25 protein-coding genes and 1 riboswitch are annotated in these 23410 nt (G+C 43.5%); of the genes, 17 read left to right on the top strand and 8 right to left on the bottom strand.

Features of this window, described 5'->3' with window-relative positions:
• The first annotated feature begins 58 nt into the window (after nucleotides 1-58).
• The 11 genes from MKY63_RS28470 (at nucleotide 59) to MKY63_RS28420 (ending at nucleotide 12287) form a co-directional block, all read left to right on the top strand.
• Entirely contained in the window at nucleotides 59-1783 is a 1725-nt protein-coding gene (locus MKY63_RS28470) for a sensor histidine kinase (RefSeq protein WP_036686283.1), read from the top strand.
• Between the two features lie 61 nt (nucleotides 1784-1844).
• Nucleotides 1845-3164, top strand: coding sequence for an extracellular solute-binding protein (locus MKY63_RS28465; RefSeq protein WP_036686593.1), 1320 nt, complete (start codon nucleotides 1845-1847; stop codon nucleotides 3162-3164).
• A gap of 17 nt (nucleotides 3165-3181) precedes the next feature.
• Nucleotides 3182-4780, top strand: coding sequence for a response regulator (locus MKY63_RS28460; protein ID WP_036686284.1), 1599 nt, complete (start codon nucleotides 3182-3184; stop codon nucleotides 4778-4780).
• 14 nt (nucleotides 4781-4794) lie between these two features.
• Complete coding sequence (locus tag MKY63_RS28455) at nucleotides 4795-5991, top strand: hypothetical protein (RefSeq protein ID WP_076213033.1); 1197 nt, start codon at nucleotides 4795-4797, stop codon at nucleotides 5989-5991.
• Nucleotides 5992-6133: 142 nt separating this feature from the next.
• Complete coding sequence (locus tag MKY63_RS28450; RefSeq protein ID WP_036686288.1) at nucleotides 6134-7198, top strand: fatty acid desaturase; 1065 nt, start codon at nucleotides 6134-6136, stop codon at nucleotides 7196-7198.
• A gap of 159 nt (nucleotides 7199-7357) precedes the next feature.
• Nucleotides 7358-8494, top strand: coding sequence for a sensor histidine kinase (locus MKY63_RS28445; protein WP_036686290.1), 1137 nt, complete (start codon nucleotides 7358-7360; stop codon nucleotides 8492-8494).
• A complete protein-coding gene (locus tag MKY63_RS28440) occupies nucleotides 8494-9096 on the top strand; it encodes a response regulator transcription factor (RefSeq protein WP_036686291.1) in 603 nt (200 codons plus the stop codon). Before MKY63_RS28445 ends, MKY63_RS28440 begins: the two co-directional genes overlap by 1 nt.
• Nucleotides 9097-9589: 493 nt before the next feature.
• The gene (gene asd, locus MKY63_RS28435) at nucleotides 9590-10675 is read left to right on the top strand and encodes an aspartate-semialdehyde dehydrogenase (RefSeq protein ID WP_339810711.1); all 1086 of its coding nucleotides are present in this window, start codon (nucleotides 9590-9592) and stop codon (nucleotides 10673-10675) included.
• Nucleotides 10676-10796: 121 nt separating this feature from the next.
• A complete protein-coding gene (locus tag MKY63_RS28430) occupies nucleotides 10797-11186 on the top strand; it encodes a hypothetical protein (RefSeq protein ID WP_076141503.1) in 390 nt (129 codons plus the stop codon).
• 116 nt (nucleotides 11187-11302) lie between these two features.
• Nucleotides 11303-11485, top strand: a complete 183-nt coding sequence (locus MKY63_RS28425; protein WP_076141502.1) for a DUF3934 family protein — start codon at nucleotides 11303-11305, stop codon at nucleotides 11483-11485.
• A gap of 109 nt (nucleotides 11486-11594) precedes the next feature.
• On the top strand, nucleotides 11595-12287 hold the full coding sequence (locus MKY63_RS28420) for a pseudouridine synthase (RefSeq protein WP_038570422.1): 693 nt from the start codon (nucleotides 11595-11597) through the stop codon (nucleotides 12285-12287).
• On the opposite strand, the gene thiE is transcribed toward MKY63_RS28420, so the two are convergent.
• Genes thiE through MKY63_RS28390 form a run of 6 tightly spaced genes read right to left on the bottom strand, consistent with a single transcriptional unit; the run spans nucleotide 12268 to nucleotide 17177 of the window.
• Nucleotides 12268-12924, bottom strand: coding sequence for a thiamine phosphate synthase (gene thiE, locus MKY63_RS28415; RefSeq protein ID WP_038570424.1), 657 nt, complete (start codon nucleotides 12922-12924; stop codon nucleotides 12268-12270). The genes MKY63_RS28420 and thiE overlap by 20 nt on opposite strands.
• Nucleotides 12914-13744: a bifunctional hydroxymethylpyrimidine kinase/phosphomethylpyrimidine kinase gene (gene thiD / locus MKY63_RS28410; protein WP_170914225.1), complete on the bottom strand. Its 831-nt coding sequence runs from the start codon at nucleotides 13742-13744 to the stop codon at nucleotides 12914-12916. Before thiD ends, thiE begins: the two co-directional genes overlap by 11 nt.
• 23 nt (nucleotides 13745-13767) lie before the next feature.
• Entirely contained in the window at nucleotides 13768-14562 is a 795-nt protein-coding gene (thiM, locus tag MKY63_RS28405) for a hydroxyethylthiazole kinase (protein WP_038570426.1), read from the bottom strand.
• Nucleotides 14563-14603: 41 nt separating this feature from the next.
• The gene (locus MKY63_RS28400; protein ID WP_038570429.1) at nucleotides 14604-15641 is read right to left on the bottom strand and encodes an ABC transporter substrate-binding protein; all 1038 of its coding nucleotides are present in this window, start codon (nucleotides 15639-15641) and stop codon (nucleotides 14604-14606) included.
• Nucleotides 15638-16414 (bottom strand): ABC transporter permease, encoded by a 777-nt coding sequence (locus tag MKY63_RS28395; protein WP_081383570.1) that lies wholly within the window; start codon nucleotides 16412-16414, stop codon nucleotides 15638-15640. Before MKY63_RS28395 ends, MKY63_RS28400 begins: the two co-directional genes overlap by 4 nt.
• Nucleotides 16395-17177 (bottom strand): ABC transporter ATP-binding protein, encoded by a 783-nt coding sequence (locus tag MKY63_RS28390; RefSeq protein WP_249267717.1) that lies wholly within the window; start codon nucleotides 17175-17177, stop codon nucleotides 16395-16397. The genes MKY63_RS28395 and MKY63_RS28390 overlap by 20 nt, the downstream gene beginning before the upstream one ends.
• 111 nt (nucleotides 17178-17288) lie before the next feature.
• Nucleotides 17289-17392: riboswitch (TPP riboswitch) on the bottom strand.
• A 222-nt stretch (nucleotides 17393-17614) separates the two neighbouring features.
• Here MKY63_RS28390 and MKY63_RS28385 point away from each other — a divergent pair.
• Genes MKY63_RS28385 through MKY63_RS28375 form a run of 3 tightly spaced genes read left to right on the top strand, consistent with a single transcriptional unit; the run spans nucleotide 17615 to nucleotide 19939 of the window.
• Complete coding sequence (locus MKY63_RS28385; protein ID WP_036686308.1) at nucleotides 17615-18451, top strand: amino acid ABC transporter substrate-binding protein; 837 nt, start codon at nucleotides 17615-17617, stop codon at nucleotides 18449-18451.
• Nucleotides 18452-18504: 53 nt separating this feature from the next.
• Nucleotides 18505-19173 carry an amino acid ABC transporter permease gene (locus tag MKY63_RS28380; protein ID WP_036686309.1) on the top strand — a complete coding sequence of 223 codons (669 nt, stop codon included), beginning with the start codon at nucleotides 18505-18507 and terminating at the stop codon, nucleotides 19171-19173.
• A gap of 13 nt (nucleotides 19174-19186) precedes the next feature.
• Nucleotides 19187-19939: an amino acid ABC transporter ATP-binding protein gene (locus tag MKY63_RS28375; RefSeq protein WP_036686311.1), complete on the top strand. Its 753-nt coding sequence runs from the start codon at nucleotides 19187-19189 to the stop codon at nucleotides 19937-19939.
• Nucleotides 19940-20034: 95 nt separating this feature from the next.
• On the opposite strand, the gene MKY63_RS28370 is transcribed toward MKY63_RS28375, so the two are convergent.
• Complete coding sequence (locus tag MKY63_RS28370) at nucleotides 20035-20691, bottom strand: S-layer homology domain-containing protein (RefSeq protein WP_339810705.1); 657 nt, start codon at nucleotides 20689-20691, stop codon at nucleotides 20035-20037.
• Between the two features lie 318 nt (nucleotides 20692-21009).
• Between MKY63_RS28370 and MKY63_RS28365 the strand changes: the two genes are divergently transcribed.
• On the top strand, nucleotides 21010-21489 hold the full coding sequence (locus tag MKY63_RS28365) for a transcriptional repressor (RefSeq protein WP_036686314.1): 480 nt from the start codon (nucleotides 21010-21012) through the stop codon (nucleotides 21487-21489).
• A 73-nt stretch (nucleotides 21490-21562) separates the two neighbouring features.
• Here MKY63_RS28365 and MKY63_RS28360 read toward each other — a convergent pair whose 3' ends face one another.
• Complete coding sequence (locus MKY63_RS28360; protein WP_036686316.1) at nucleotides 21563-22243, bottom strand: TIGR00266 family protein; 681 nt, start codon at nucleotides 22241-22243, stop codon at nucleotides 21563-21565.
• A 162-nt stretch (nucleotides 22244-22405) separates the two neighbouring features.
• On the opposite strand from MKY63_RS28360, the gene MKY63_RS28355 reads away from it, so the two are divergent.
• Both MKY63_RS28355 and MKY63_RS28350 read left to right on the top strand, forming a co-directional pair.
• Nucleotides 22406-22612 carry a hypothetical protein gene (locus tag MKY63_RS28355; protein WP_036686317.1) on the top strand — a complete coding sequence of 69 codons (207 nt, stop codon included), beginning with the start codon at nucleotides 22406-22408 and terminating at the stop codon, nucleotides 22610-22612.
• A 61-nt stretch (nucleotides 22613-22673) separates the two neighbouring features.
• Nucleotides 22674-23405: a class I SAM-dependent methyltransferase gene (locus MKY63_RS28350; protein ID WP_076275543.1), complete on the top strand. Its 732-nt coding sequence runs from the start codon at nucleotides 22674-22676 to the stop codon at nucleotides 23403-23405.
• The last annotated feature ends 5 nt before the right edge of the window (nucleotides 23406-23410 follow it).

Genomic DNA, 23410 nt, shown 5'->3' with positions numbered 1-23410 from the left:
ATAGGCGGTTTTGTGAAGAATACTAGAGGACAGAGACAGCAGGGGGAAGGGGAATATCATGAAACTCCGCCGTAAAATCTTGTTCGCTATTATTCTTCTCGTCTTTATTCCGGTTATTCTGATGGGGATCGTCACTTACGTTAATTTTTCTAATGCAATGGAGAAAAAATCAAGCAACTTCTATTGGATTTCACTGCTTGAAACGGATCGAAAGCTTAAATTCGCGCTTAGTGAAATCACCTCGATCACGAATTCAAAAATTACGCAGCCGGTTGTTCAGCAATCACTGAAGCAGAAGAACTTTGTAATCACTTATGATCGAAAGCAGGAGCTTAGCAGTTATCTCATTGATCATCCAATGATTACTTCATTTAGTTTTTATAGTAAAGATCGTTTAATTTATCAATACAATGCATCGATGTCTTTTGAGGACTTGAAGAGACAAAGCTGGTTTGACGCAATGGAAGGCGCCGAAGGGCGGCCTGTGTGGTCAGGACCGGGAGAAAACGGCTCGGAGATCTCCGGCAATCCGGTACTTGTACAAGCAAGAGTAATCAAAGATTCATATTCTCTCGAAGATATCGGATATCTGGTTGTTAATGTAAAACCTGATTTATTGGATCAGATTTTCTGGGAAGCAGCAACCCTTAAGAAGGGGGATATTTTGCTGGTCAACAAGCTAGGAAATATCGTTTTTAATAAATCCGGTGAACATATTGGACAACGCACAGATTTCCCCTTTTTACAAAATGATTATGCTAAAGAACATGACTATTACATCGACAACTATCAGGGGGAAAAATCACTTATAACCTTCCTACCTTCTCATAATGCAGCCTGGTATTTAGTAGCCATTACACCTATGAATCTAATCTCGTCAGAATCTGTATCCATCCGGAATATTGCGATTATTTTAAGTACTGTTTCGCTGTTGTCCGCCATTTTGTTCGACCGCTATTTCGTACGGAGGCTCGTTCATAGTATTAATAGTGCGGTTAACGGGATGAAGCGGGTGAAGCAGGGGATATTTACACCGATCACTACACCCTATCGTGCTGATGATGAAAGTGATTTGCTGATTGATGGCTTTAATCGGATGAGCACGCAGATCAATGAGCTGCTTGTGCAGGTGGAGACTGAGCAGGGACGCAAGAAGGAAGCAGAAATGCAAGCGCTAATGGCGCAGATTAACCCTCATTTTATTTATAATTCACTCGAATCGATTAATTCGATGGCAGTGCTGCAAGGCAATAAAGATATTAGCAAAATGGTCATCTCACTCGGCAAGCTGCTGCGAATCAGCATCAGTCAGAATCAGGAGCTGATTCCGCTGCATATGGAGTTCGAACATGTCCGTCATTATTTGGATATCCAGAAGTTTCGTTTTGAAGATAAATTCTCGTATATCATAGATCTTTCGGATGGTCTTAAGACGTTCATGACACAAAAGCTGATTGTTCAGCCGATTGTTGAGAATGCGCTGTATCATGCGATTGAGCAGATGGAGGACCCAGGGATCATTGAGATTACGGCCTATGAAATGGGCACGGATATGATCATTATCGTAAAAGATAACGGCCCCGGCTTTGACCTTGCCAAGATGATGAGTCTTTGGGATAACGAGGGAAGTGCTCAGAAGAAATACAGTGATAGCGGCGTGGGGCTTAAAAATGTGCATGAACGCTTGAATATTCGATTCGGCAGTCCATACGGCATACTAGTGTGTTCTTCCCCCGGCTTTGGTTCAACCATCCGAATCCGAATACCAAAAATACTGCCGTAATCGACCGTGCGGAAAGAAGGGGGAGATTGTTATCAAAAAATGGTTATTGAAATGGGGCTGGATGTGGTTATATCTAGTGCTGATTTCGGGTGCTGTTTTATTTATAACTTTAGGAAAGCAAGAACCCATTGAAGATGATTCACCAGAAAAAATCACATTAACTTTCCGTCATTTCTGGATTAAAGAGCATGATCGGCCATTGTTGACTATTTATGAAGATATCGTGGACAAATATCAGTCAGAACATCCAAATGTGAAAGTTAACTTTGAAGGTTTAGATCAGACGTTGCACCGTGATCAAAAGCTGAAGAACGAGATGGTTACTGGCACCCCGCCAGATATGTTTGTTTTGTTCGGTGGAGCGGAAATTGAGCCATATGTGCGCTCTAAGCGCCTGATTGATCTGACTGATTTCGTCAGGGAGAATGCGCTGACCAATCAATTCAAGGATCTGGATCTCTGGACCTTTGACAACCATATTTATGGCTTGCCTATTGAAGGGAATGCTGAACCCTTATATTTTAATAAAACCATATTCGAAAAGCTGGGTTTGAAGCCGCCAGAAACGCTGCAAGAGCTTGATGCTGCCATACTAAAGCTGAAGTCGGCAGGGTATATTCCATTTGCACTTGGCAACGAGGATCGTTGGCCCGCAGGAATTTTTGCACATTATTTAATGGATCGTTATGCCGGCGCCGAGTTGATCGAGAAGCTGATCACTGGTGAAGATCAAGCCAGCTTTCAGAATGAGGCCTATTTAAAGGCTTTTCAGCACTTGGAGCAATGGATTAAAGAAGGTGCCTTCAGCACGAAATCGAATGTGTTATCCACAGAAAATGCGGTGGGACTATTTACGAGCGGCAAGGCTGCGATGTATCTAAACGGAAACTGGGATATCAATTTATTTGCCGGCGCAGCTGCTCCTACGGATTTTCAAAATGAGGTAGGTGTTATTCCGTTTCCCACATTGAAGAAGGGGGAACAACCTTCGATAGCCGGCGGTTATACATTTGGCATCGGCCTTTCCTCCGAACTAAGCGGAGCGAAGCGGGAGGCTGCGCTCGATCTCATGAAAGCTTTTTACACCCAGGAGGTTCAGACACGGATTGTATATGAAGGGTTGAGAATTCCGTCCATGCGCATCGCCTTTGATCCTGAGAAGACAGGACCCGTATTCGCGCAAGTCATGAATATGATGGAAGTTAACCGCAAGAGCTTTGTCCCTTATGATAATGTATTGTCACCAGAAGTGAAAAAAACGTTCCTGAGTGTTATAGAACAGATGATTAATGGAGAAATGTCTGCTGAGCAAGCGTTAAAGCAAGTGCAGGCATCCTCCATTCAATATTGGAATTTGATCCAAAGCTCAAGTGTACAATAATCCTGGAGGTGCAGGGAATGGATGAGTTACAAGAGAAATATAAAGTAATAATCGTGGATGATGAGCCGATTATTCTTCGTAGCTTAAAAGCAGCCATTCCATGGAATGATCTTCAGATGGAGATTGTGGGAGAGGCACGAAATGGAGAATTAGCTCTTCGCTTAATAGAAGACACTTCACCACATATCGTGATTAGTGATATTCGCATGCCCGTAATTGACGGGATTACGTTGATGAAGGAAGTATTGTCTAAAAATCCGAAGCTGGTGTTTATTTTTATAAGCGGGTACGGAGAGTTCGAATATGCAAGAGAAGCATTACGTCAAGGCGCTTTTGATTATTTATTGAAGCCGATCGATCATGATGAACTGGTTGAAATGTTAAACCGCGCGAGAACCAAGCTGGATGAACAGAAGCAAAATGATCAGCTGATTCATTCTGTGCAGATGCTGTCACTGCTTGCACGTGAACGTCTGTTTGCAGAAATCACTTTGGGAAATGCAAGGCCGCTTGAGCATCTGAAATGGCTGGAGAACAGTGAACTGGAGAGCGGATATTTCATGGCTGTTGTCCAGTTAGATGATTACTCCACACTGAGCAATCAATGGAGTGTAGAAGAAAAACGGCTATGGCTGTTTGCAATCCGCAATATTGTGGAAGAATGGTCACTGGAACATGGAGTGCTGACGGTTTTCCCGTTTCATAATGGAGAGTGGATACTACTGTTCCCTGGATCTTTAAGCGCCAGCAGGAGAGAACTTGGTGAACATTTGATAGCGGGGATCAAGAGATACTCCAAGCAGTCTTGTTCCGTAGGCATCAGCCGCACCACACAAGGCATTGATCAATTAAGTACGGTTTACCCTCTGGCTGCGAAGGCCTTATATCAACGGTTCTATTCGGGTCTTGCCGGGGTCTTTATTGATGAAGAGATATCGTTCCCTAGCAGTAAAGAGGTGAAATACCCAAAAGAGCTGGAAACCGCGTTGATTGAAAGTATACGTACCTTAAATAGAGACCGGATGTGGTCTTTATTTGATGAGCTTGCTTTATTTATTGAGTCACAAGCTGTTCCTAAGGATATGGCTGAACGTCTTCTTGTTGAAATGATCGTTGTGTTGTACAGAAATTATGAGTATTTGAATATAAATTCAGATTGGTCTTTACATGGATTGCTTAGCAAGATGCACAATCTTGGCACTTTAAATGAAGTGATCTCTGCTCTGAAAGAAGAATTTGGTGTGCGATTGGAGCAAGGGAACAAGCCTGTGAATCGCGAGGATACGCGTAGCGCCATCGAGAAAGCGAAACGTTATATTGAGAGTAATTACCATAAAGATTTGAGTATTGAGGAAGTAGCGGAGCTGGCTGATCTCAGTATCAGTCATTTCTGTACTTTATATAAACAAATAACGGGCTATACCTTTTTGGAGTATGTTACACACTGCCGGATGGAGAGGGCGAAGTATATTTTGCAGAGCAGCAACGTAAAAGTGTATCAGATAGCTCCTCTCGTCGGTTATCAGGACCCGCGTTATTTTACACAGGTTTTTAAAAAGGCTAGTGGTCAAACACCAACAGAATACCGAGAAGAGCATACTAAGCAGATCCATTAACAAGGAGGTAAGGGATGGAATTTCATTTGGAGATGATTGTTAAGTGTTTAACGAACCACAAGCTGCAGAAATATTGGAAAGGATTCGAGGCTGTTTCTTTTGCATTTTATAATAAGGATAACGTGTATCTGTACAATCATCCCAAATTTAAAACGGTAGGATATCATCCACATTTGCTTCCTTGGAGTAATGAATTCTCAGGAGATACAATCATTTTATATGAGGATCACCCTACAGCCATCGTTAATCTGGAATTACATGAAGAATTCGAAGACTTGTACGCCATTTGTGTACACGAATTATTTCACGGTTATCAATTCCTGATGGGAGATGAACGTTATGCAGATGAATTATTGATGATTACCTACCCTTTATCCCTCGAAAATATGGAATTGCGGATTCAAGAAAGACATCATTTATATCTTAGTGTAATGGCAGCTACTATTGAAGAGCGTAATCAAGCAATGTACAGATTTATTGCCTTACGTCAACAAAGAGAACAGCTGCTCGGGGAGTACGTGCTAAATGAATATCTTATTGAAACGCTGGAAGGACCCGCTTGGTATGTTGAATTAAATGCCTATGCCGAGAAATCCACACTTCCTAATGAGGAGGTATTGCAGAAGTTCAGTTCGTATTTAATAGATGAACTTGAATCATCGGCAAATATTAGAAGAAGCTGCTATGGTTCTGGACTGTTTATATGTTTGCTGCTGGATGAGCTTCGCACCGATTGGAAAGAAGAGTTTATGAAGTCGGAGTTAAGTTTATATGCGTTTTTTAAGCAATTTGTGGATCAAGTCATCATTCCCTTCGAGGAGATATCCATCAGCAAAGAAACGGAAGAAATTATGCAATCGGTCAAAACAATCAGGGAGAAGGAATTCATTGATTTTATCAGCCTTGAAGGGTACCACCTGTATATTGAAGGAGATATAAAATCTACGGGTTTTAATCCTATGGGTATTATTGGTGGAGATGAGAAATGTATTCATAAGAATAATTTACGAATCCAAATCAATGATGCGGAGTATTTTCTGGAAAAGCCAGTGATTAGCTACTATAAAGCTGACCTTCGAAATATTAATAAACTGCACTTAGTATTAGATGAACCTCCAACTTTTAATAAAGATTCGTTAATCCTTAATGGAATTGGTGAGATCAAAGGTCAATATGAAGTGAAGGAAGATGGATGTTGGCTGCAATGCTGACGGAAATTGATTAGAATGAGAGTATGACATTTGTCATACTCTCTACTTGATGTTTATGACTTATAGGATGATACTTCATCGCCTATACTTAGAGTAGATGAAAAGATCCTTAGCCGGACACATCAAGGAGGAAACGATATAGATGACTACAAAACAGACATCACAGCTCTCCAGCCTTAAAAAGAGTGTAGCCCCTTACGAGAAAAATGACCGCAACGCAAGTATAAGACAGCTCATCAATACTTTAGGACCACTTGTGCTGTTATGGGGCGGAGCTTATTTCTCTTTATCCGTTTCCTATTGGCTCACCCTTCTGTTAGCTATTCCTGCAGCAGGATTTGTAATTCGAACTTTTATTATTTTTCATGATTGCACACATGGATCGTTTTTTAAGAATCGTAAAGCGAATGATATTATCGGAACGATCACAGGTGTACTGACACTGGTTCCTTATCGGCAGTGGAAACATAGTCATTCCATTCACCACGCCAGCTCCAGTAATCTCGATAAAAGAGGGATCGGCGATATTTGGATTATGACGGTCGATGAATACGCAGCAGCTTCCTTCTGGAAACGTCTATATTACCGGATTTACCGCAATCCCATCGTGATGTTTGGTCTTGGACCGATTGCTGTTTTTATGATTCAGTATCGTTTTAATGTTAAAGGTGCTAGACGCAAAGAGCGGATGAATACCTATTTGACGAATATTTCAATCGCAGCCCTTTATGGCTTGCTGATATGGGCTATTGGCTGGCAGGCATTTCTTATGGTGCAGCTGCCTGTAGCATTTGTATCAGGGTTTCTCGGCATATGGTTGTTCTACGTCCAACATCAGTTTGAAGACTCTTATTTCGAGAATGAATCCGAATGGAGTTATGTGATGGCCGCGGTTGAAGGCAGCTCATATTATAAGCTGCCGAAGGTGCTGCAATGGATTACGGGCAACATCGGCTTCCACCATGTGCATCATTTAAGTCCAAAGGTGCCAAACTATAATTTGGAAAAAGCGCATAACGCGACTCCACCGCTACAAAAAGCAACAACGATTACGATTGGTACCAGCTTGAAGGCTCTTCACTTCCGTCTTTGGGATGAGGAAAATAAACGTTTCATCAGTTTCAAAGAGATGAAGTCCATATTAAATAAACCTAAAACAGCAGGCGAGGTCCTGCAAGTTCATAAGCCCAGACTCCAGGGAGAATAATGGTCCACATTGTAATCAAATAGCAGCAAAATGGAAGGTTAGAGCCGGAGAACTCATTCGCGCTCTAATCTTTTTTCTCTTTATCGTTGTGGTTCACCGGATTTTACCGGATTTATGCTAGAATAGGGTGAGTGGCATATGGCAAAAAGGAGAGCGAACATGCAGAAGTGGCATCATATTTTTCATAAAAGTACAGGTCTTAGCCCTTATGTATGGGTCGTATTTTATATTCTACCGTTTTATTTCATCTTTCGGTCCTCCTCTCCCTACCAGGTAGTTTCGGGAATCTTGATGATCGCTGTGTTTTTTGTTTGTTATGTGCTTTCTTTTGTCTCCAAGGGTTGGTTAGTTTATTTTTGGACGAGCGTGCAGATACTTGTCTCTATAACGATGACGTTGTTGTTTGGATATATGTATTTTGCGCTTTTTTTAGCCTTTTTTATTGGGAATATCCAGAATCGAGTAGGGTTTTTCACCCTATACTCCATTCATTTGCTGACTACGATTATTACGATCAATTATGAGCTGCTGTCGCGTAATCCCGTATTTATCAGCCAGCTTCCGTTTGTGCTTGTCAGTATGATTGCAGTGATCCTGCTGCCAATCAGTACCTATAACCGCAATAATCAAGGGAAGCTGCAAGACCAATTGGAGGATGCTAATAAGCGAATCTCTGAATTGGTTAAGCTCGAGGAACGCCAGCGGATTTCACGTGATCTACACGATACATTAGGTCAGAAGCTTTCGTTAATTGGTCTGAAAAGTGATTTGGCAGGAAAGCTTATCGACAGTAATCCGACGCAAGCAAAAGCCGAGATCAATGATGTACGCCAGACGGCGAGAAGTGCACTGAAAGAGGTCCGGGAGATGATTACGCGAATGCGTGGCATTCGCCTTGAAGACGAGCTCGTTCATATTCAGCAGTTTCTTGCGGCTGCGGAGATCGATTATGTTTTGCAAGGCAATCCTAAACTTTCTAACACTTCATTGATTACGGAGAATGTGCTCAGCATGTGTATTAAGGAAGCTGTCACAAATGTTGTGAAGCATAGTAATGCACAGTCCTGCTCAATTATCATCGAACCTACGCGTACAGATCTGATCATTAAAGTGAAAGATGATGGAACCGGCATCCCGGGCAATGATCTTTATTTTAAAGGACATGGGCTGCAAGGCATGCGGGAACGTCTTGAATTTGTGAATGGCTGTATGGATATCGTGCAAGATGGGGGAACTACGATCGTGATTAAGGTCCCTAATGCATTTAAGCATCCGGAACAGGAGGTAACCTTATAATGATTAAGATTGTAATCGCTGAGGATCAGCGGATGCTCCTTGGAGCGCTGGCATCTTTGTTGGATTTAGAAGAGGATATGAAGGTAGTGGGCCGGGCAAGCAACGGGGAAGAAGCTGTAGCGATGGTTCAGCAGCATAAGCCGGATATCTGTATTATGGATATTGAAATGCCAGCGATGAGTGGTCTCGACGCTGCGGAAGCGCTGAAGAATAGCGGCTGCAAAACGATGATATTAACCACCTTTGCCCGTGCGGGATATTTCGAACGTGCGCTCAAGGCGGGAGTTCATGCTTATTTGCTGAAAGACAGTCCTAGCGAAGAACTGGCACTTTCGATACGTAATGTGATGGCAGGCCGACGCATGTATGCACCGGAGCTAATGGATGAAGCCTACAGCGGTGAAGTGAATCCTCTGACTCAGCGGGAGAAGGAAGTACTTGGACTCATTGCCGACGGCAAAAATACAAAAGAGATCGCCAGCCAATTGTACATTACCACGGGTACAGTCCGGAATTACATCTCTGTTATACTAGATAAGCTGGATGTAGGTAACCGCATCGAGGCAATCACTCGATTTAAGGAAAAAGGTTGGTTTAAATGAGCGTGGGTAAGAAACGATTAGTTGGCAGAAGCAGCTTGTAAACGTGAATCGCTAATCGCTGATCGCTAATCGCTGATCGCTAATCGCTGATTGCTAATCGCTGATTGCTAATCGCCAATCGCTGTTTATACTCACCAATCGCAAATAGATGTATTTCCTACAACTATATGCTATAAAATGCTCGGCAGATGCGATTTAGTTGCATTTCTTACATCTAAAAGTTCGCTTAGAGGGCATTTCCATTATTTTTCGGGGAAATAGTTGTAGAGAATGCAGTTAAAGAGTTGTCTAAGCAGAAAATATACTTATAATTGTACTGAGTGCAGCTATTTCTTTTATTCGCATTAATGAAATTCAATATAATCTGCTAAAAATAAAATTTTTAATGTTATTTTGATGTTAACACTCGCCAAATGTTCCCGCGCCGTATATCATTAATTATCGGCCTATTATTCACAATAGGACAGTTAATCAAAAGGAAGTGTATTTTCTGATGTCAAGAAAGCTAAGAGCCGGCATAGTTGGCGGCACAGGTATGGTAGGACAACGTTTTATTGCCCTTCTAGAGAATCATCCTTGGTTTGAAGTAACTGCGATTGCTGCCAGTGCTAGATCTGCTGGAAAAACGTATGAAGAATCGGCCAAGGGCAGATGGAAGTTATCTACTCCAATGCCTGAGAACGTAAAGAATATTATGGTCCAAGACGCTTCTAAGGTAGAGGAAGTAGCTGCGAATGTAGATTTGATCTTTTGTGCTGTTGACATGAAAAAAGATGAGATTAAAGCGCTCGAAGAGGCTTATGCTCGCACCGGAACGCCAGTAATCTCCAATAACTCAGCGCATCGCTGGACGCCTGACGTGCCTATGGTCATTCCTGAGATTAATCCGGAGCATCTTGAGGTTATTGCACAGCAAAGAAAACGTCTGGGAACAGAGACAGGGTTCATTGCAGTTAAACCTAACTGCTCCATTCAAAGTTATGTGCCTGCACTTCATGCGCTCAAAGACTTCAATCCATCTAAAGTGGTGGTCACTACCTACCAAGCTATTTCTGGTGCAGGAAAGACTTTTGCGGACTGGCCAGAAATGCTGGATAACGTGATTCCTTACATCGGTGGCGAAGAAGAGAAGAGTGAGCAAGAGCCTTTGCGGATCTGGGGAAGCGTTGAAGAAGAGGGTATCGTAAAGAGTGAAGCGCCAACGATTACTTCGCAGTGTATCCGTGTGCCTGTAGCGGATGGACATATGGCTGCTGTATTTGTTTCTTTTGAGAAAAAACCGTCCAAAGAAGAGATTCTGAATCTCTGGAAGAGCTTTAAAGGACGTCCTCAGGAGCTTGAACTGCCTAGCGCACCTAAACAGTTCATTACCTATTTTGAAGAGGACAATCGTCCACAGACCAAGCTGGATCGTGATATTGAGAACGGAATGGGCGTATCGACGGGCAGACTTCGCGAAGATGCCCTCTATGATTACAAATTCGTAGGTCTCTCCCATAACACGCTGCGCGGAGCAGCTGGCGGTGCTGTGTTGATCGCTGAGCTTCTGAAAGCAGAAGGTTATATTCAACCGAAATAAGTCCATGCATGAGCTGCAAAGCTGATGTGAATAGACACCTCATCAAAGCTTAGTCTTTGGTGGGGTGTTTTTATTTTAATTTTACATTTGGTAAAATAAGTTATGAAAGGAGAGGATACCTTTGAATAAATATTTATTAGCTTTTATTTGGTTACCATTAATCCTGTTTACAAGCGGTTGTACATCGTCAGCTCAAGAGTATGGAGTGTCATCTATAAATGCTGAAATTCCAATTCCGAAGAATGCCAAAGAAATCGAAGTGATAACAAATTCAAATAACCCTAATATAAAAATTGGAGCAAAGTACGAGTTGGATAATATAGGGGGAGAACAAGGTCTTTATCGGCCTGACAGCTATTTTAATAAATTAAGCGATGATGGATGGATAGAGCTGGAGGACAAGCGGTTAGGGCATGTGCAATTTTTTGAAAAAAAGGACACCGTCATCGCCATCGAAATACATGAGGATAGCTTTGATATTCATGAAATGAATAAAGATGCTAAATTCTAAACGGTGGCTAGTTAGATGAAGCTTTTGTTATTACTTAAACAGAAAGGTTGAGAGTGTGGTAAGATAGGTAAAGTGTATAAACTATACGAATTCTGAATGACTGACGGAGTGATATAATGGGTGCAAAAAGTAAAGGTGGCGGCACAGGCAGAGGTACGGGGAGTAAAGGCTGGACACGCTGGAACAAAACAGCAAAACCAGTTAAACCTGCTAAAGGTGACCCAACGACGGCTCCAGGTGCTAAAGGTGCAAGTGGAAGCAAGGGCAGTAACGTGAAAAAAAGCGGAAGCACCAAATAGCTCCAATAAACTGGGTTATTCCTGAAGGTTAACATCTGATTTTGATCGTTAAAATCAGGTGTTTTTTTATGACCAGATGTAAGTATATAGAGAGAAAGTAGGATCAGCAGTGAGAATCGATAAATATATAAGCGAAACAGGCTTTTGTTCCAGAAGGGAAACCAAACGATTAATTGCTGCAGGTCGAATCGCTGTGAATGGTATCGTCTGTGATGCGAACATTCTTATAGAGCCAGAGGATATCGTATGGATCGATGGGGAGCCGATAACAAGCAGTAAAGGGGAGCCAGTGTATCTCGCTTTGAATAAGCCGATAGGCATTACCTGTACAGCAGCCCCACATGTAGTTGGGAACATTATTGATTTTGTAGGGTATCCTTCACGGATCTTTGCGATCGGCAGATTAGATAAAAACTCGGAAGGCCTCATTTTGTTAACCAACGATGGAGAGATCGTAAATAAAATGATGCGTTCCGAGAATGGGCATGAAAAAGAATATGTAGTTAATGTAGACAAACCGGTTACATCAGAATTCTTACAAGCGATGTCTAGCGGCGTGAACATTCTTGGAATCACAACGAAACCTTGTGAGGTCTATCGGATCACAGAATGTCAGTTTAGAATTATCCTAACTCAAGGTCTTAATCTGCAAATACGCAGAATGAGCAAGGAGTTAGGATATAGAGTACTAAAGCTGGAGCGCATAAGAATTATGAATATTACATTAGACGGCTTGGAGCTAGGACAATGGCGGCATTTAAGCAGTGAAGAGCTGAATGAGCTTATGTCCCGCTTAAACTAACTTTGTCAACAAAGCCTCTGGCAGTTGGGGTAATGTCTACAGCTCCGGTAATCGCTGAGATAACAGAGATCCCATCCGCACCGGCTGCTAATACAGGTGCAACATTTTGCAGCGTGATTCCCCCAATGCCAACCAAAGGGATGGTAATGCCTTTATTTCTTAGTTCTTCAATAATCGCAGTGCCTTGAACAGCTTTGGCATCCTCCTTGGATGACGTAGGATAAATGGGACCCACGCCCAGATAGTCGGCTCCATCGGCAATCGCTTGCTGAGCTTCAACGAAAGAGTGAGCGGATACACCAATGATTTTATTCTCTCCAAGTAGCTGGCGGATTGCCAATGCAGGTGTATCCTCCTGTCCTACATGAATTCCGTCCGCATCAAGCGCGATCGCTAAATCAATGTCGTCATTCACGATAAAGGGCACGCCATTGGCATGACAAATCTTTTGAAGTCGTCTCCCAAGATTAAGTCGAGCCTTATCGCTTAAGGAACCGGTACCCTTTTCACGGAATTGAAACATGGTTATGCCCCCAGCAACCGCTTCCTGCAGCACCTTAACTGGAGCTTTACGGCAATTTACGCTGCCCATAATGAAATAGACTTTTAATAGATCTCGCAGATGTTCACTGTTCATTCGTTGCACTGTTTATCCCTCGCAGTCTGTTCTGATAAGCAAAATGATTGGTTGGTCCATGCCCAGCCCCTATGCTCAGCTCGTCCTCGATCGCCGCTTGTATAAATGCTTTGGCAGTTTGAATGGCCTCTGCTACGGATTTGCCTTTGGCTAGCTCGGCGGTGACTGCTGCTGAATAGGTGCAGCCTGTACCATGCGTATGTCTGGTCTGAATCCGGCTACTCTCCAATAAGGTATATTCGTCGCCATCATATAGAAGATCGGTTACGGCTGTGGTCGAGGTATCATGTCCCCCTTTTAGCACTACATATTTGGAGCCCATGCCATGAATGATTTTGGCTGCTTTTTTGCGTTCTTCGATGGTGGAGATCGTCATCTTTGTGATCATTTCGGCTTCGGGAATATTGGGTGTCGTCACCAATGCTAAGGGCAGCAGATGGCTGATTAAGGATTGAACCGCCTCCTGCAGCAGCAGTGTGGACCCTCCTTTAGCGACCATCACAGGATCAATTACAAGATTAGACCAGCCGTAATACTTAATTTTATCTGCCACAATGCGGATGATGTCACTGTTAAATAACATCCCGGTCTTTACGGCATCTGGTTGCAGGTCAAGTCCTATAGAATCAAGCTGCTGAATTATGGCGTCCAGAGTCACTGGATAAACCCCTTGGACACCAAGCGTATTCTGCGCTGTCACAGCTGTGAGGACGGACATGCCGTAGACAGAAAGCTCCTGAAAGGTTTTTAGATCGGCCTGAATGCCAGCACCACCGCCGCTATCGGAGCCGGCAATGGTTAGAGCTTTGGATATAATCATCGAATTCACTCCTTTGAGGGTCATTAACTGAGCTGTTTGATGCTGGATCTTTCTAGGAAGACTTCTGGTGTGACCCATGTCAGTTGATTTAGAAACTCAACCTGAAAGCTTCCCGGCCCTTGACCAGTTGTTAGTTCAGCGGCGATTTCAGCTGCTACTCCATAGAAGGAGAGGGCTTCCACTGCGGCCTCCAACGAGTCACCGCCACTTACCGCGAGAAATGCCCCCACAACAGCGCTGAGCAAGCAGCCAGTTCCTGTAACCTTCGTGAGAATAGGGTGACCGTTGCTAGCAATATAGGTGTTTTTTCCATTCGTGATCACATCGTCTTTTCCAGTTATGATGACCACACAGCTTAACTTCCTCGCAGCAGCTTCAGCCAAAAGGACTACATCGCCTTCACCTTCGCCAGCATCCACCCCTTTAATGGACCAACTCTCTCCAATGACATTAGCGACTTCAGCCACATTCCCCCGCAGTGCGGTGATTTGCATCTCATTCACTAGCTTTTGAGTGACAGCGGTCCGATAAGAAGTTGCGCCTGCACCTACCGGGTCAAGCACTAGGGGAACCCTGTGTTTATTAGCGGATTTACCAGCAAGCAACATAGATTGAATGGCGTAATCATTGAGTGTGCCGATATTTAGAACTACAGCAGACGACATAGCGGCGATGTCGATCACTTCTTCGTGGGCATCCGCCATAAAGGGAGAGGCGCCAAGCGCCAACAGACCGTTGGCTGAGAAATTGGCTACCACAATATTAGTGATGTTGTGGATCAACGGGTTGGATTCCCGTACTTTGGCTAAATAACTCATCATAATTCCTCCTCAAGCTTGTATGAACAACTAACTAAACATTACAGATTGATAAAAGCTTCCTGTGCTTTAATATCCTCTGGTAGAAGATTGTTGGTGGATAACCACTGCTGAACCTTTTCCCAAGATGTCGGGTCTTGATATCCAAAAGATTGATCGCCAGCATTCATCAGCGGCAGCAGAATCTCAAGACTTTTTTTCTCAATCTCCTTGTCGAGCGGTGAAGTTGCATCTTCATGTGCAACCAGTAAATCCAGGGCTTGTTCAGGATTCTGCTCCACAAATTCCTGTCCTTTTGTAATGGCATTTAGAAATTTTTTAAAGTAGGCTTCAGAATTTTGCAATCCTTGTTCGCTGGCCACCAGCACAAGCTCATAATAGTCAGGCACTCCGTAATCCGTTGGATTAAGCGAAGTGACCGGATGTCCCTCTTTTTCAAGGATTAGTTGTTCATGGTTGATGAACCCGCCCATTATTGCGTCTACTTGTCCAGTAGAGATCGCAGGGATGAGGTCAAAACCTACGTCAATCAGCTTGGCGGATGAAGGATCGCCTCCATCACTCTGGATCATTGTCCGAATCATCGCTTCATAGAGCGGAATGGAGGAATAGCCGATTTGTTTTCCCGCGAGCTCTTTTGGACTATGAATACTGCCAGCCTGAGGAACCATCAGATGATTCAGTGGATGCCGCACGATTGCTGCAATCGAACGTACAGGGATTTTCTCGCCGCGTGCCATAAGTACCTGAGGCTGATAACTGAGCGCTAGATCAATTTGATTCGCTGCAACAAGCTTTAGGGAATCATTGCTGTCTGCAGGCATTTTGATCTCGACATCCAAACCTTCCTCTTGGAAAAAACCTTGCTGTTGCGCAGCGTATAGAAAGGAATGAACGGCATTGGGATACCAATCAAGCATAATCGTCAGCTTGTGTGACTGCTTATTTTCGGTATTGGAGGGATCGGTTTGGGAGTTGTTATTTATCTTGTCTGCCTTCCCGCAGCTGCTTAAGAGCAAAAGTGTGCATACTAGAAATACAGAAATAAGTCCTCGTTGTGGGGATTTTAAATGATTCATTGGTTTGATCCTCTTTTCTTTAAAAATAATTGTTCGAGTAAAGCTATCGCCAGAAAAAGCACCACACCAAGCGCGGACAGCAGAAATACAGCCGCGAACATTTCATCGCTCTGCATATTTCCGGCCATTCTGCGGCTGAAGTAACCGAGTCCTTTACTGCCGCCGAGCCATTCCCCGATAGTAGCTCCGATGACGCAGTATACAATGGACAGCTTTAAGCCAGAGAAAAAAGCAGGCAACGCCAGTGGAATTTGGGTTTTGACAAGCAGCTGCCAGCGGTTTGCACCAAATGTTAATAATAAGTCCTTGTAAGTCTGGCCACTTGTACGAAGTCCATCATATGTACTCACTACGACTGGAAAAAAAGCCGTCAAAAACACCACAGCCACTTTGCTCCACAGCGAATATCCGAACCACATAATAAAAATGGGGGATAGCGCAATTAATGGGATCGTCTGGCTAATGATAAGAAAGGGATAGATGGCCTTTTCTATGGGGCGATACAGGAACATTCCAGTGCCCAGCAATACACCACAAATAACAGAAAGGACAAAACCCACCAGTATCTCCTGTAACGTCGCCAATAAATGCTGTCCAAATAATAATTGCCTGTGCTCGATCAATGCGATTCCAATAGAGGAAGGTGCAGGGAGAATAAAGGCTGGAATCATGTGAAGGCGAACAGCTGACTCCCAGATTACAAGAATGAGCAGTACCAGAAGAAGGAAGGGACCATAGTTGTCTAGATGTTTTTTAAAAGGTATAGGTCGCATGTAATCTCCGCTCCAGCTCTGCACGCAGTGCTATAAACCGGGGTTCGTAGTTCATCTTATAATGTCTTGGCCTTGGTAAATCCACAACGATCTCCTGTAATTCGCTGTGCGCACCGCCAGATAATAAATAAATCCGGTCACTGAGCAATAGTGCTTCCTCCAGATCATGAGTGATGAGCATAATCGTCTGATTCAATTCACCCCATAACTCCAACAGCCAACGGTGTATCTCGCGTTTGGTCATGGCATCGAGAGCGCCAAAGGGCTCATCCAGCAGCATAAGACCACTTCCGCCTCCAGCCACTAAGGTGCGCAGAAATGCGACTCGCTGTTTCATTCCACCCGAAAGTTCATGGGGATAAGCCTTCTCTACATCTGCTAAGCCGAAGCGGGTCAACATTTCCCGAATCTGAGTGATCGTTTCTTGTTTATTGAATCTGGGCTTGATCTCCCAAGGCAAAAGGCAGTTGTCGAGCACTGTCCTCCAAGGCAGCAATAAATCCTGCTGAGGCATATAAGCGATCTGGCCTAAACGACTAGCGGTTGACGGGTGCGTAGAGAGTTTTATTTTTCCGTGAGTAGGTTCGAGTAAACCGGCAATCGTTTTGAAAAATGTACTTTTCCCGCATCCGCTAGCACCTACTACGGAGACGAATTCCCCTTGCCTGATATCCATGGATAGATCTGCGAATACAGGGGGTTGCTCAGATTCCGGAAAAGAGTAGGTTAGGCCTTGAATAGATAAAATGGTCGTGATGATCAAACCTCCTAAAATTTTTGTGGAGCGCCTAAACAAATAAAAACCCATCCATTTCCAGAGGAAATGAATGGGTCAAAAAGTTCATTCTGCATAATAACACTTAACATGCTTGATGAAAATTCTGCTCCACTTCCCTCCGCTGGTATGATCCAGATCAGGTTCCAAGGGTCCGGAGCTTGAAGCTCCGTCTCAGTCGGCCGACTCCCCTAGTGAAATAACAGGTCCATATTAATTTGTTAATAAATATACCATATCTTTCTGAGAAGTAAAGAGAGAAAGAAGTGAAGGATTAATCCAAGATTGGGTAAGATATAGGTAGGAATCTAGTTAATATTATAATTCCGATGTATATAATCGGAAAAAAGTATTGACGATCATGTGATGGCAGTGTACTATTCAATTTACCGGAAAAAATCCGGGTAGAGAGAGGGGATTTAATAATGAAAAAATGGAGTTTAACTATTATATTGGCGTTAACCGTGGTCCTTATAGCGGCTTGCGGCAATAATTCGAATACCAATACGGCTGCTGAACCTACAGCTGGAACGAATGGTGGAGCAGCATCTTCAGCGCAAAACAGTTTGGAGGCTGTGAAAGCCAGCGGCAAATTGCGGATAGGTACAGAAGGGACTTATGCGCCTTTTACTTATCATGACACTGCGGGGAAATTGACTGGTTTTGACGTGGAAATTGCTGAAGAAGTAGCAAAACGTTTAGGTGTTAAAGCTGAATTTTTTGAAACTCAGTGGGATGGTATTTTCGCTGGAATGGATGCGAAACGGTTTGATGTAATCTTTAATGAAGTTTCCATTAACGAAGATCGCAAAGTGAAATATGATTTCTCTGAACCCTATATCGTATCCAAAGCAGTATTGATCGTGAGCGAAGACAATGAGGATATTAAGACCTTTGCCGATCTTAAGGGTAAAAAAGCCGGACAATCCCTGACAAGTAACTTATCCGACATCGCTCGTGAGAACGGTGCTGAAATCGTAGCTACGGACGGTTTCAATCAAGCGATGGATCTGCTGACTTCGGGACGTATTGATGCAACTGTGAATGATGGCTTGTCTTATCTGGATCTAAAAAAACAAAAACCAGATGCAAAAATTAAAGTGGTTGATGAGATTCCTGAAGGATCACAAAGTGCCGCAGTATTCCTGAAAGGCAATGATGAGCTGGTGAAAGCGGTCAGTGATGCGATTACAGAGATGAAGAGTGATGGAACGTACTTGAAAATTTCCGAGAAATACTTTGGAGCTGACGTTTCAAAATAATACAAGGCTAGCAAGGCTAATTAAGCCTGGAAGCTAAAAAGGATGTCTGAATAATGGATGACCGCAAAATACAAATTTTCTTAGACACACTGCTACCCCTGCTAAAAGCCGGGGTGGCTTTTACCATTCCGTTGGCGCTACTTTCCTTTGTGCTTGGATTGATTTTGGCGATCCTAACCGCGCTGGCACGTCTTTCACCGTGGGTAATTCCGAAGCTAATCGCCCGTTTTTATGTGTGGGTTATTCGAGGAACCCCATTGTTAGTGCAGCTATTTATTATATTTTATGGTTTGCCGGCTGTTGGTATTGTACTCGACCCCTTCATTGCCGCCACCATTGGATTTACTCTTAGCGTAGGGGCTTATTCATCGGAAATCGTACGCGCTGCTATCCTGTCGATACATAAAGGCCAATGGGAAGCTGCCTTCTCAGTCGGGATGACTCGTGGGCAGGCTCTGCGCCGCGTAATTCTGCCACAAGCTGCGCGCGTTTCTGTACCGCCGTTATCCAATTCCTTTATTAGCTTGGTTAAAGATACTTCGCTTGCAGCGATCATCACCTATACGGAGATGTTTAGAACCGCACAGCAGGTAGCCTCTACCACTTATGAGCCTCTGCTGGTATACTCCGAAGCAGGATTGTTTTATTTAGTGTTCTGTTCTGTGCTGTCGGCGCTGCAAAATTACTTGGAGAAACGACTCGATCGTTACTCTGCGACCTAAAGGAGAGATACTTGTGATTGAAATCATTAATTTGCATAAATCCTTCGGCGCACTCCAAGTGTTAAAGGGTATTGATCTGAAAATGGAGCATGGAAAGGTACTTGTCATTATTGGGCCATCTGGCTCCGGGAAGACTACACTGCTGCGCTGTTTTAATCTGTTGGAAATCCCGGATCAAGGCAGCCTGTCGCTCAGTGATATCACCATCAATTTTACAGATCATAAGAAAATTCCTCAGAATTCCGTATTGGCCCTTCGTCAGAAAACAGGGATGGTCTTTCAATCGTATAATTTATTTCCGCATATGACTGCGCTTGGCAATGTGATGGAGGGACAGGTAACTGTCCTGAAACGATCCAAGGAAGAAGCGCGCAAGCGGGGGCTTCAGCTGCTGGCTAAGGTGGGTTTGGCAGATAAAGCTGATAACTATCCACATCAGCTGTCAGGTGGACAGCAGCAGAGAGTGGCCATCGCCCGGGCTATGGCAGTAGATCCAGAAGTGTTATTGTTTGATGAGCCCACTTCGGCGCTCGATCCTGAGCTGGTAGGGGAAGTGCTTAAGGTTATCAAACAATTAGCGGCAGAAGGTATGACTATGGTGATTGTGACCCACGAGATGAAATTTGCCGCCGATGTAGCGGACCGGATCATTTTGATGGATGGTGGTCATATCTTAGAGCAAGGGACTCCGCAAGAAGTGCTGGAGCATCCGAAGAATCCCCGGGCTCTGCAATTTCTGAACAGACTGAATGGTGAAGAAGAGTAGAAAGACAATATACACGAAAAAGCGGCTCGGGAATCATCCGGAGCTGCTTTTTCATGTGTAGATTATTCAAATGAGAAGAGTATCTGAAATTTGGCTTATACTCCAGTTTTCAGAAATTCCAAAGCGTTGTAGAGCATAATCGCTGCTTCGGTGCGGGTGAGTTCGCTTTTTGGATTAAACTTTCCGTTAGCATCCAGGCTATTGATCTTGTATTTCAGGGAGCGCTGAATACTGCCTTGATACGCAGGAGTCAGAGAAGCTTCATCAGCGATATCTACTGGAACGATATTGATCATCGGCAGATTGCCAACGCCTTCGATCGCTTGCACTAGATAGTTAGTGAATTGCTCTTTGGTCATAATGAGGTTAGGATCAATGTCTTTAGGAAGCTTAACTTCATTGTAATAAGCATTGATAAAGGCTTCAGCGTACCAGGCTTTGTCTTTTACTTTTGTGAACAAGCCGCTGGCAACAGGAGCTTTGTTAAAATCAATGGCCGCGAGGCTAAGCTGGAGACCGCCGGAGATAAACTGAATCCCTTGGGCTGTAGTTACCTTAGAGCCAGGGAGAAATTGAGATTCGCTGACACCTTTAATTAACCCTTGATTTTTTAAAGAAATGATTTTTTCTTTGCCGTTTATGTTATCAATATCCTTAAAGGTGTTCCCAGCTGCAAACATCTGACCACCCAAAGAAAAGGAGAAAATGGCTACGGTTGTGATCGCTGCTAGTGTGCTTTTTTTCATGTTCATGTCTTTTCACCTCGTTGTATGGATAGGCTCCTTAGCCTTTGTCACTCCTTTAACGTTGTAAATTATGGAAAGGTTGCGGTCTAATCTGTATTATTTCACGAAAAAGTAGATTTTAATAGAAATATGGGCCAGATTGGGGTGTAGTACTTTGGATAAGTGGCATGAAATGATATAATGATGTCAGGCTCTTTTCATTCGTGGTTAATTTTGTTATGATTATATCGTAACGATTACTATTTATGTATTGTCCAAACTGCATAAATAGGAGCGTCTCAGAGGGTACGGATGTTAAATCGTTCCGGGAAGGTAGGAGACCAAATGGATCAAATATCAAATATCAGTCAATTGTTTGCGGCGCAAAAATATAAATTAACGCCTCAGCGTGAAGCTATAGTGAACGTTCTGCTCGACAATGAGAAGGATCATCTAAGCGTAGAAGAAGTATATATGCTTGTTAAGAACAGCTATCCACATCTGGGCCTGGCAACGGTATACCGTACACTTGAGCTTTTATGTGAGCTACACATTGTAGAGAAGATGAACTTCGGAGACGGAGTTGCCCGTTACGATTTGCGCGGGAACGATCATTCGCATATGCATCATCATTTGATATGCAGCGTATGCGGTCGGTTGGAGGAAATTAAGGACGACTGGCTTGTGGAGCTGGAGAGAAGAGTGGAACGTGAATATGGCTTTAACGTCACGGATCACCGCCTTGATTTCAAGGGTACTTATGGAACATGTAAACGTACAGGCTGCAAAAAAGCAAAAGCAGAAGCAGATAAAGCAGTCTCCTAAGATCGCTTTCTAACCTAAAGACACAGGCTTTCTCCAAGCCTGTGTCTTTTTTGATTACTGCGTTTTTGGAAGTCTAGCTTCGAGTAGGTACAAAGGATTTGATCCACGTTCCGAAGCTGCCAGGGTTACGGCTCTGAACGAGAATTACACCTTCTCCACGGAAGCGGCAGACAAGTGCTTCACCACTGGTTATGCTGTTTAGCCAGCCAGAGGCTGCCTTTTCTACCTTATAGTCCATATAATCTGGCCATGCTACGAGGTGTCCGTTATCGATAATCATTTCTTCACCAGGTCCTAAATTAATCGCATGGATAGCACCGAAGGAAGACAGGAACACCGTTCCTCTGCCACTGATTTCTACAATGAAGAAGCCTTCACCGGAGAAGAGCCCTCTGGTTAAATTCTGCATTTTGGTATTTACTTGAATGCCTTCAGTTCCGGCGAGAAATCCGTCTTTTTGAACTAACAGTTTATACGATCCGTCTAATTCTATCGCCTGAATATCGCCGAGTGAGCCAGGTGACAGCAATACCTCACTTTGACCACGGGTCGCTCTAAGTTCTTGAAAGAAGAATTTCTCACCGCTCAGCATTCTCCCGAGACCGCGCATTAAACCACCATCCACGGTTCCTTTTAATTCTACGTTAGGTGACATCGCGACCATTGCGCCCATTTCAGCCTTTACGCTTTCACCGGGATTTAGTTGGACCTTTAACATAGCAAAAGCACCTTCATACAAAACCTGGTAATTCATCCTTTAAACCTCCGCATCTATTTAGATAAGATAGAATACTAGCTTTGCTCTAAGTGTAACGGAATTCTTGCTTCGCTCATAGTCTGGAATATGTTAAAATGAAGTTGTCTTATAGATGTAAGATCAATAATCATTCACCCATGAATAGGAGAGTGGTGTCACATGGCACGAACCAAGACACAAAAAGCCTTGCGTAAGGCAGAGCGCTCCGGAGCCTGGTGCGCAGCACAAAGTCGTAGATCGAATAGTGATTATGGAGCCATTTCACAGCATGTACGGTTAACACCAAGCAAGCAGGAACAATTGAATAAGAATAGATATAAGGGGCAGATCTTCCAAGATGATGCTCCTTTTTTATTGGCTATTTGATAAGAGGACGTCGCTCAGCGTATAGTAATTGAAGAAATAATATATAGGAGATGTATCCCAGATGAAACAAAATAAATATGACGATTCGAATTTCTTCTCAGCTTACCAACAAATGCCTCGATCTATCGGAGGGCTTGCAGCAGCAGGAGAATGGCATGTATTAAAGGCGCTTCTTCCAGACTTACATAATAAAAGTGTGCTTGATCTAGGCTGCGGCTTCGGCTGGCATTGCCTATATGCCCGTGAGCAGCAGGCGAGTTCAGTTATAGGTGTGGATATCTCTGAAAAAATGCTGCAACAGGCGCGTGAAAAAACGAACGATCCTGCTATAACTTATATCCAGCTGCCGATTGAGGACATTGATTTTACGAGCGAGCAATTTGATGTGGTCCTCAGTTCATTGGCTTTCCACTATATTGAATCTTTTACAGCCATCTGCCGCAAAGTCCATGCGTTTCTTAAGCCTGGTGGGAGTTTTATTTTTTCAGTGGAGCATCCTATCTTTACTTCACGGGAAGAGCAAGACTGGTATACCGATGAACAAGGTAACCGCCTGCATTGGCCCGTAGATCATTATCAATCAGAAGGACTTCGTGAAACTAAATTCTTAACAGAAAATGTGATTAAATACCATCGCACGATTTCCACCTACTTTAATGACCTGATTGAAGCTGGCTTTACTATTAAAGCGGTTAAAGAACCAAAGCCTTCAGAAGAAATGAGTAATGATCCATGGATGAAGGATGAGGAGCGTAGACCGATGTTCCTGATCATTTCGGCTGTAAAAGAATAATTTCA

Source organism: Paenibacillus sp. FSL R7-0189, assembly GCF_037969925.1.
GTDB classification, from domain to species: Bacteria; Bacillota; Bacilli; order Paenibacillales; family Paenibacillaceae; genus Paenibacillus_AQ; species Paenibacillus_AQ odorifer.
Note: the sequence above shows the minus strand (reverse complement) of the source record. Positions and strands in the feature narration are given on the sequence as shown.

What these genes read in the sequence shown, in the direction of transcription:
- MKY63_RS28460 (WP_036686284.1), top strand. Translation starts at nt 3,182, where the DNA reads ATGGATGAGTTACAAGAGAAATATAAAGTAATAATCGTGGATGATGAG.
- MKY63_RS28425 (WP_076141502.1), top strand. Translation starts at nt 11,303, where the DNA reads ATGGGTGCAAAAAGTAAAGGTGGCGGCACAGGCAGAGGTACGGGGAGT.
- MKY63_RS28370 (WP_339810705.1), bottom strand. Translation starts at nt 20,691, where the DNA reads ATGAACATGAAAAAAAGCACACTAGCAGCGATCACAACCGTAGCCATT.
- MKY63_RS28445 (WP_036686290.1), top strand. Translation starts at nt 7,358, where the DNA reads ATGCAGAAGTGGCATCATATTTTTCATAAAAGTACAGGTCTTAGCCCT.
- MKY63_RS28380 (WP_036686309.1), top strand. Translation starts at nt 18,505, where the DNA reads ATGGATGACCGCAAAATACAAATTTTCTTAGACACACTGCTACCCCTG.
- MKY63_RS28360 (WP_036686316.1), bottom strand. Translation starts at nt 22,243, where the DNA reads ATGAATTACCAGGTTTTGTATGAAGGTGCTTTTGCTATGTTAAAGGTC.
- MKY63_RS28465 (WP_036686593.1), top strand. Translation starts at nt 1,845, where the DNA reads ATGTGGTTATATCTAGTGCTGATTTCGGGTGCTGTTTTATTTATAACT.
- thiD (WP_170914225.1), bottom strand. Translation starts at nt 13,744, where the DNA reads ATGATTATATCCAAAGCTCTAACCATTGCCGGCTCCGATAGCGGCGGT.
- MKY63_RS28355 (WP_036686317.1), top strand. Translation starts at nt 22,406, where the DNA reads ATGGCACGAACCAAGACACAAAAAGCCTTGCGTAAGGCAGAGCGCTCC.
- MKY63_RS28450 (WP_036686288.1), top strand. Translation starts at nt 6,134, where the DNA reads ATGACTACAAAACAGACATCACAGCTCTCCAGCCTTAAAAAGAGTGTA.
- MKY63_RS28385 (WP_036686308.1), top strand. Translation starts at nt 17,615, where the DNA reads ATGAAAAAATGGAGTTTAACTATTATATTGGCGTTAACCGTGGTCCTT.
- MKY63_RS28455 (WP_076213033.1), top strand. Translation starts at nt 4,795, where the DNA reads ATGGAATTTCATTTGGAGATGATTGTTAAGTGTTTAACGAACCACAAG.
- MKY63_RS28395 (WP_081383570.1), bottom strand. Translation starts at nt 16,414, where the DNA reads ATGCGACCTATACCTTTTAAAAAACATCTAGACAACTATGGTCCCTTC.
- thiE (WP_038570424.1), bottom strand. Translation starts at nt 12,924, where the DNA reads ATGAACAGTGAACATCTGCGAGATCTATTAAAAGTCTATTTCATTATG.
- MKY63_RS28470 (WP_036686283.1), top strand. Translation starts at nt 59, where the DNA reads ATGAAACTCCGCCGTAAAATCTTGTTCGCTATTATTCTTCTCGTCTTT.
- MKY63_RS28350 (WP_076275543.1), top strand. Translation starts at nt 22,674, where the DNA reads ATGAAACAAAATAAATATGACGATTCGAATTTCTTCTCAGCTTACCAA.
- asd (WP_339810711.1), top strand. Translation starts at nt 9,590, where the DNA reads ATGTCAAGAAAGCTAAGAGCCGGCATAGTTGGCGGCACAGGTATGGTA.
- thiM (WP_038570426.1), bottom strand. Translation starts at nt 14,562, where the DNA reads ATGAGTTATTTAGCCAAAGTACGGGAATCCAACCCGTTGATCCACAAC.
- MKY63_RS28365 (WP_036686314.1), top strand. Translation starts at nt 21,010, where the DNA reads ATGGATCAAATATCAAATATCAGTCAATTGTTTGCGGCGCAAAAATAT.
- MKY63_RS28440 (WP_036686291.1), top strand. Translation starts at nt 8,494, where the DNA reads ATGATTAAGATTGTAATCGCTGAGGATCAGCGGATGCTCCTTGGAGCG.
- MKY63_RS28400 (WP_038570429.1), bottom strand. Translation starts at nt 15,641, where the DNA reads ATGAATCATTTAAAATCCCCACAACGAGGACTTATTTCTGTATTTCTA.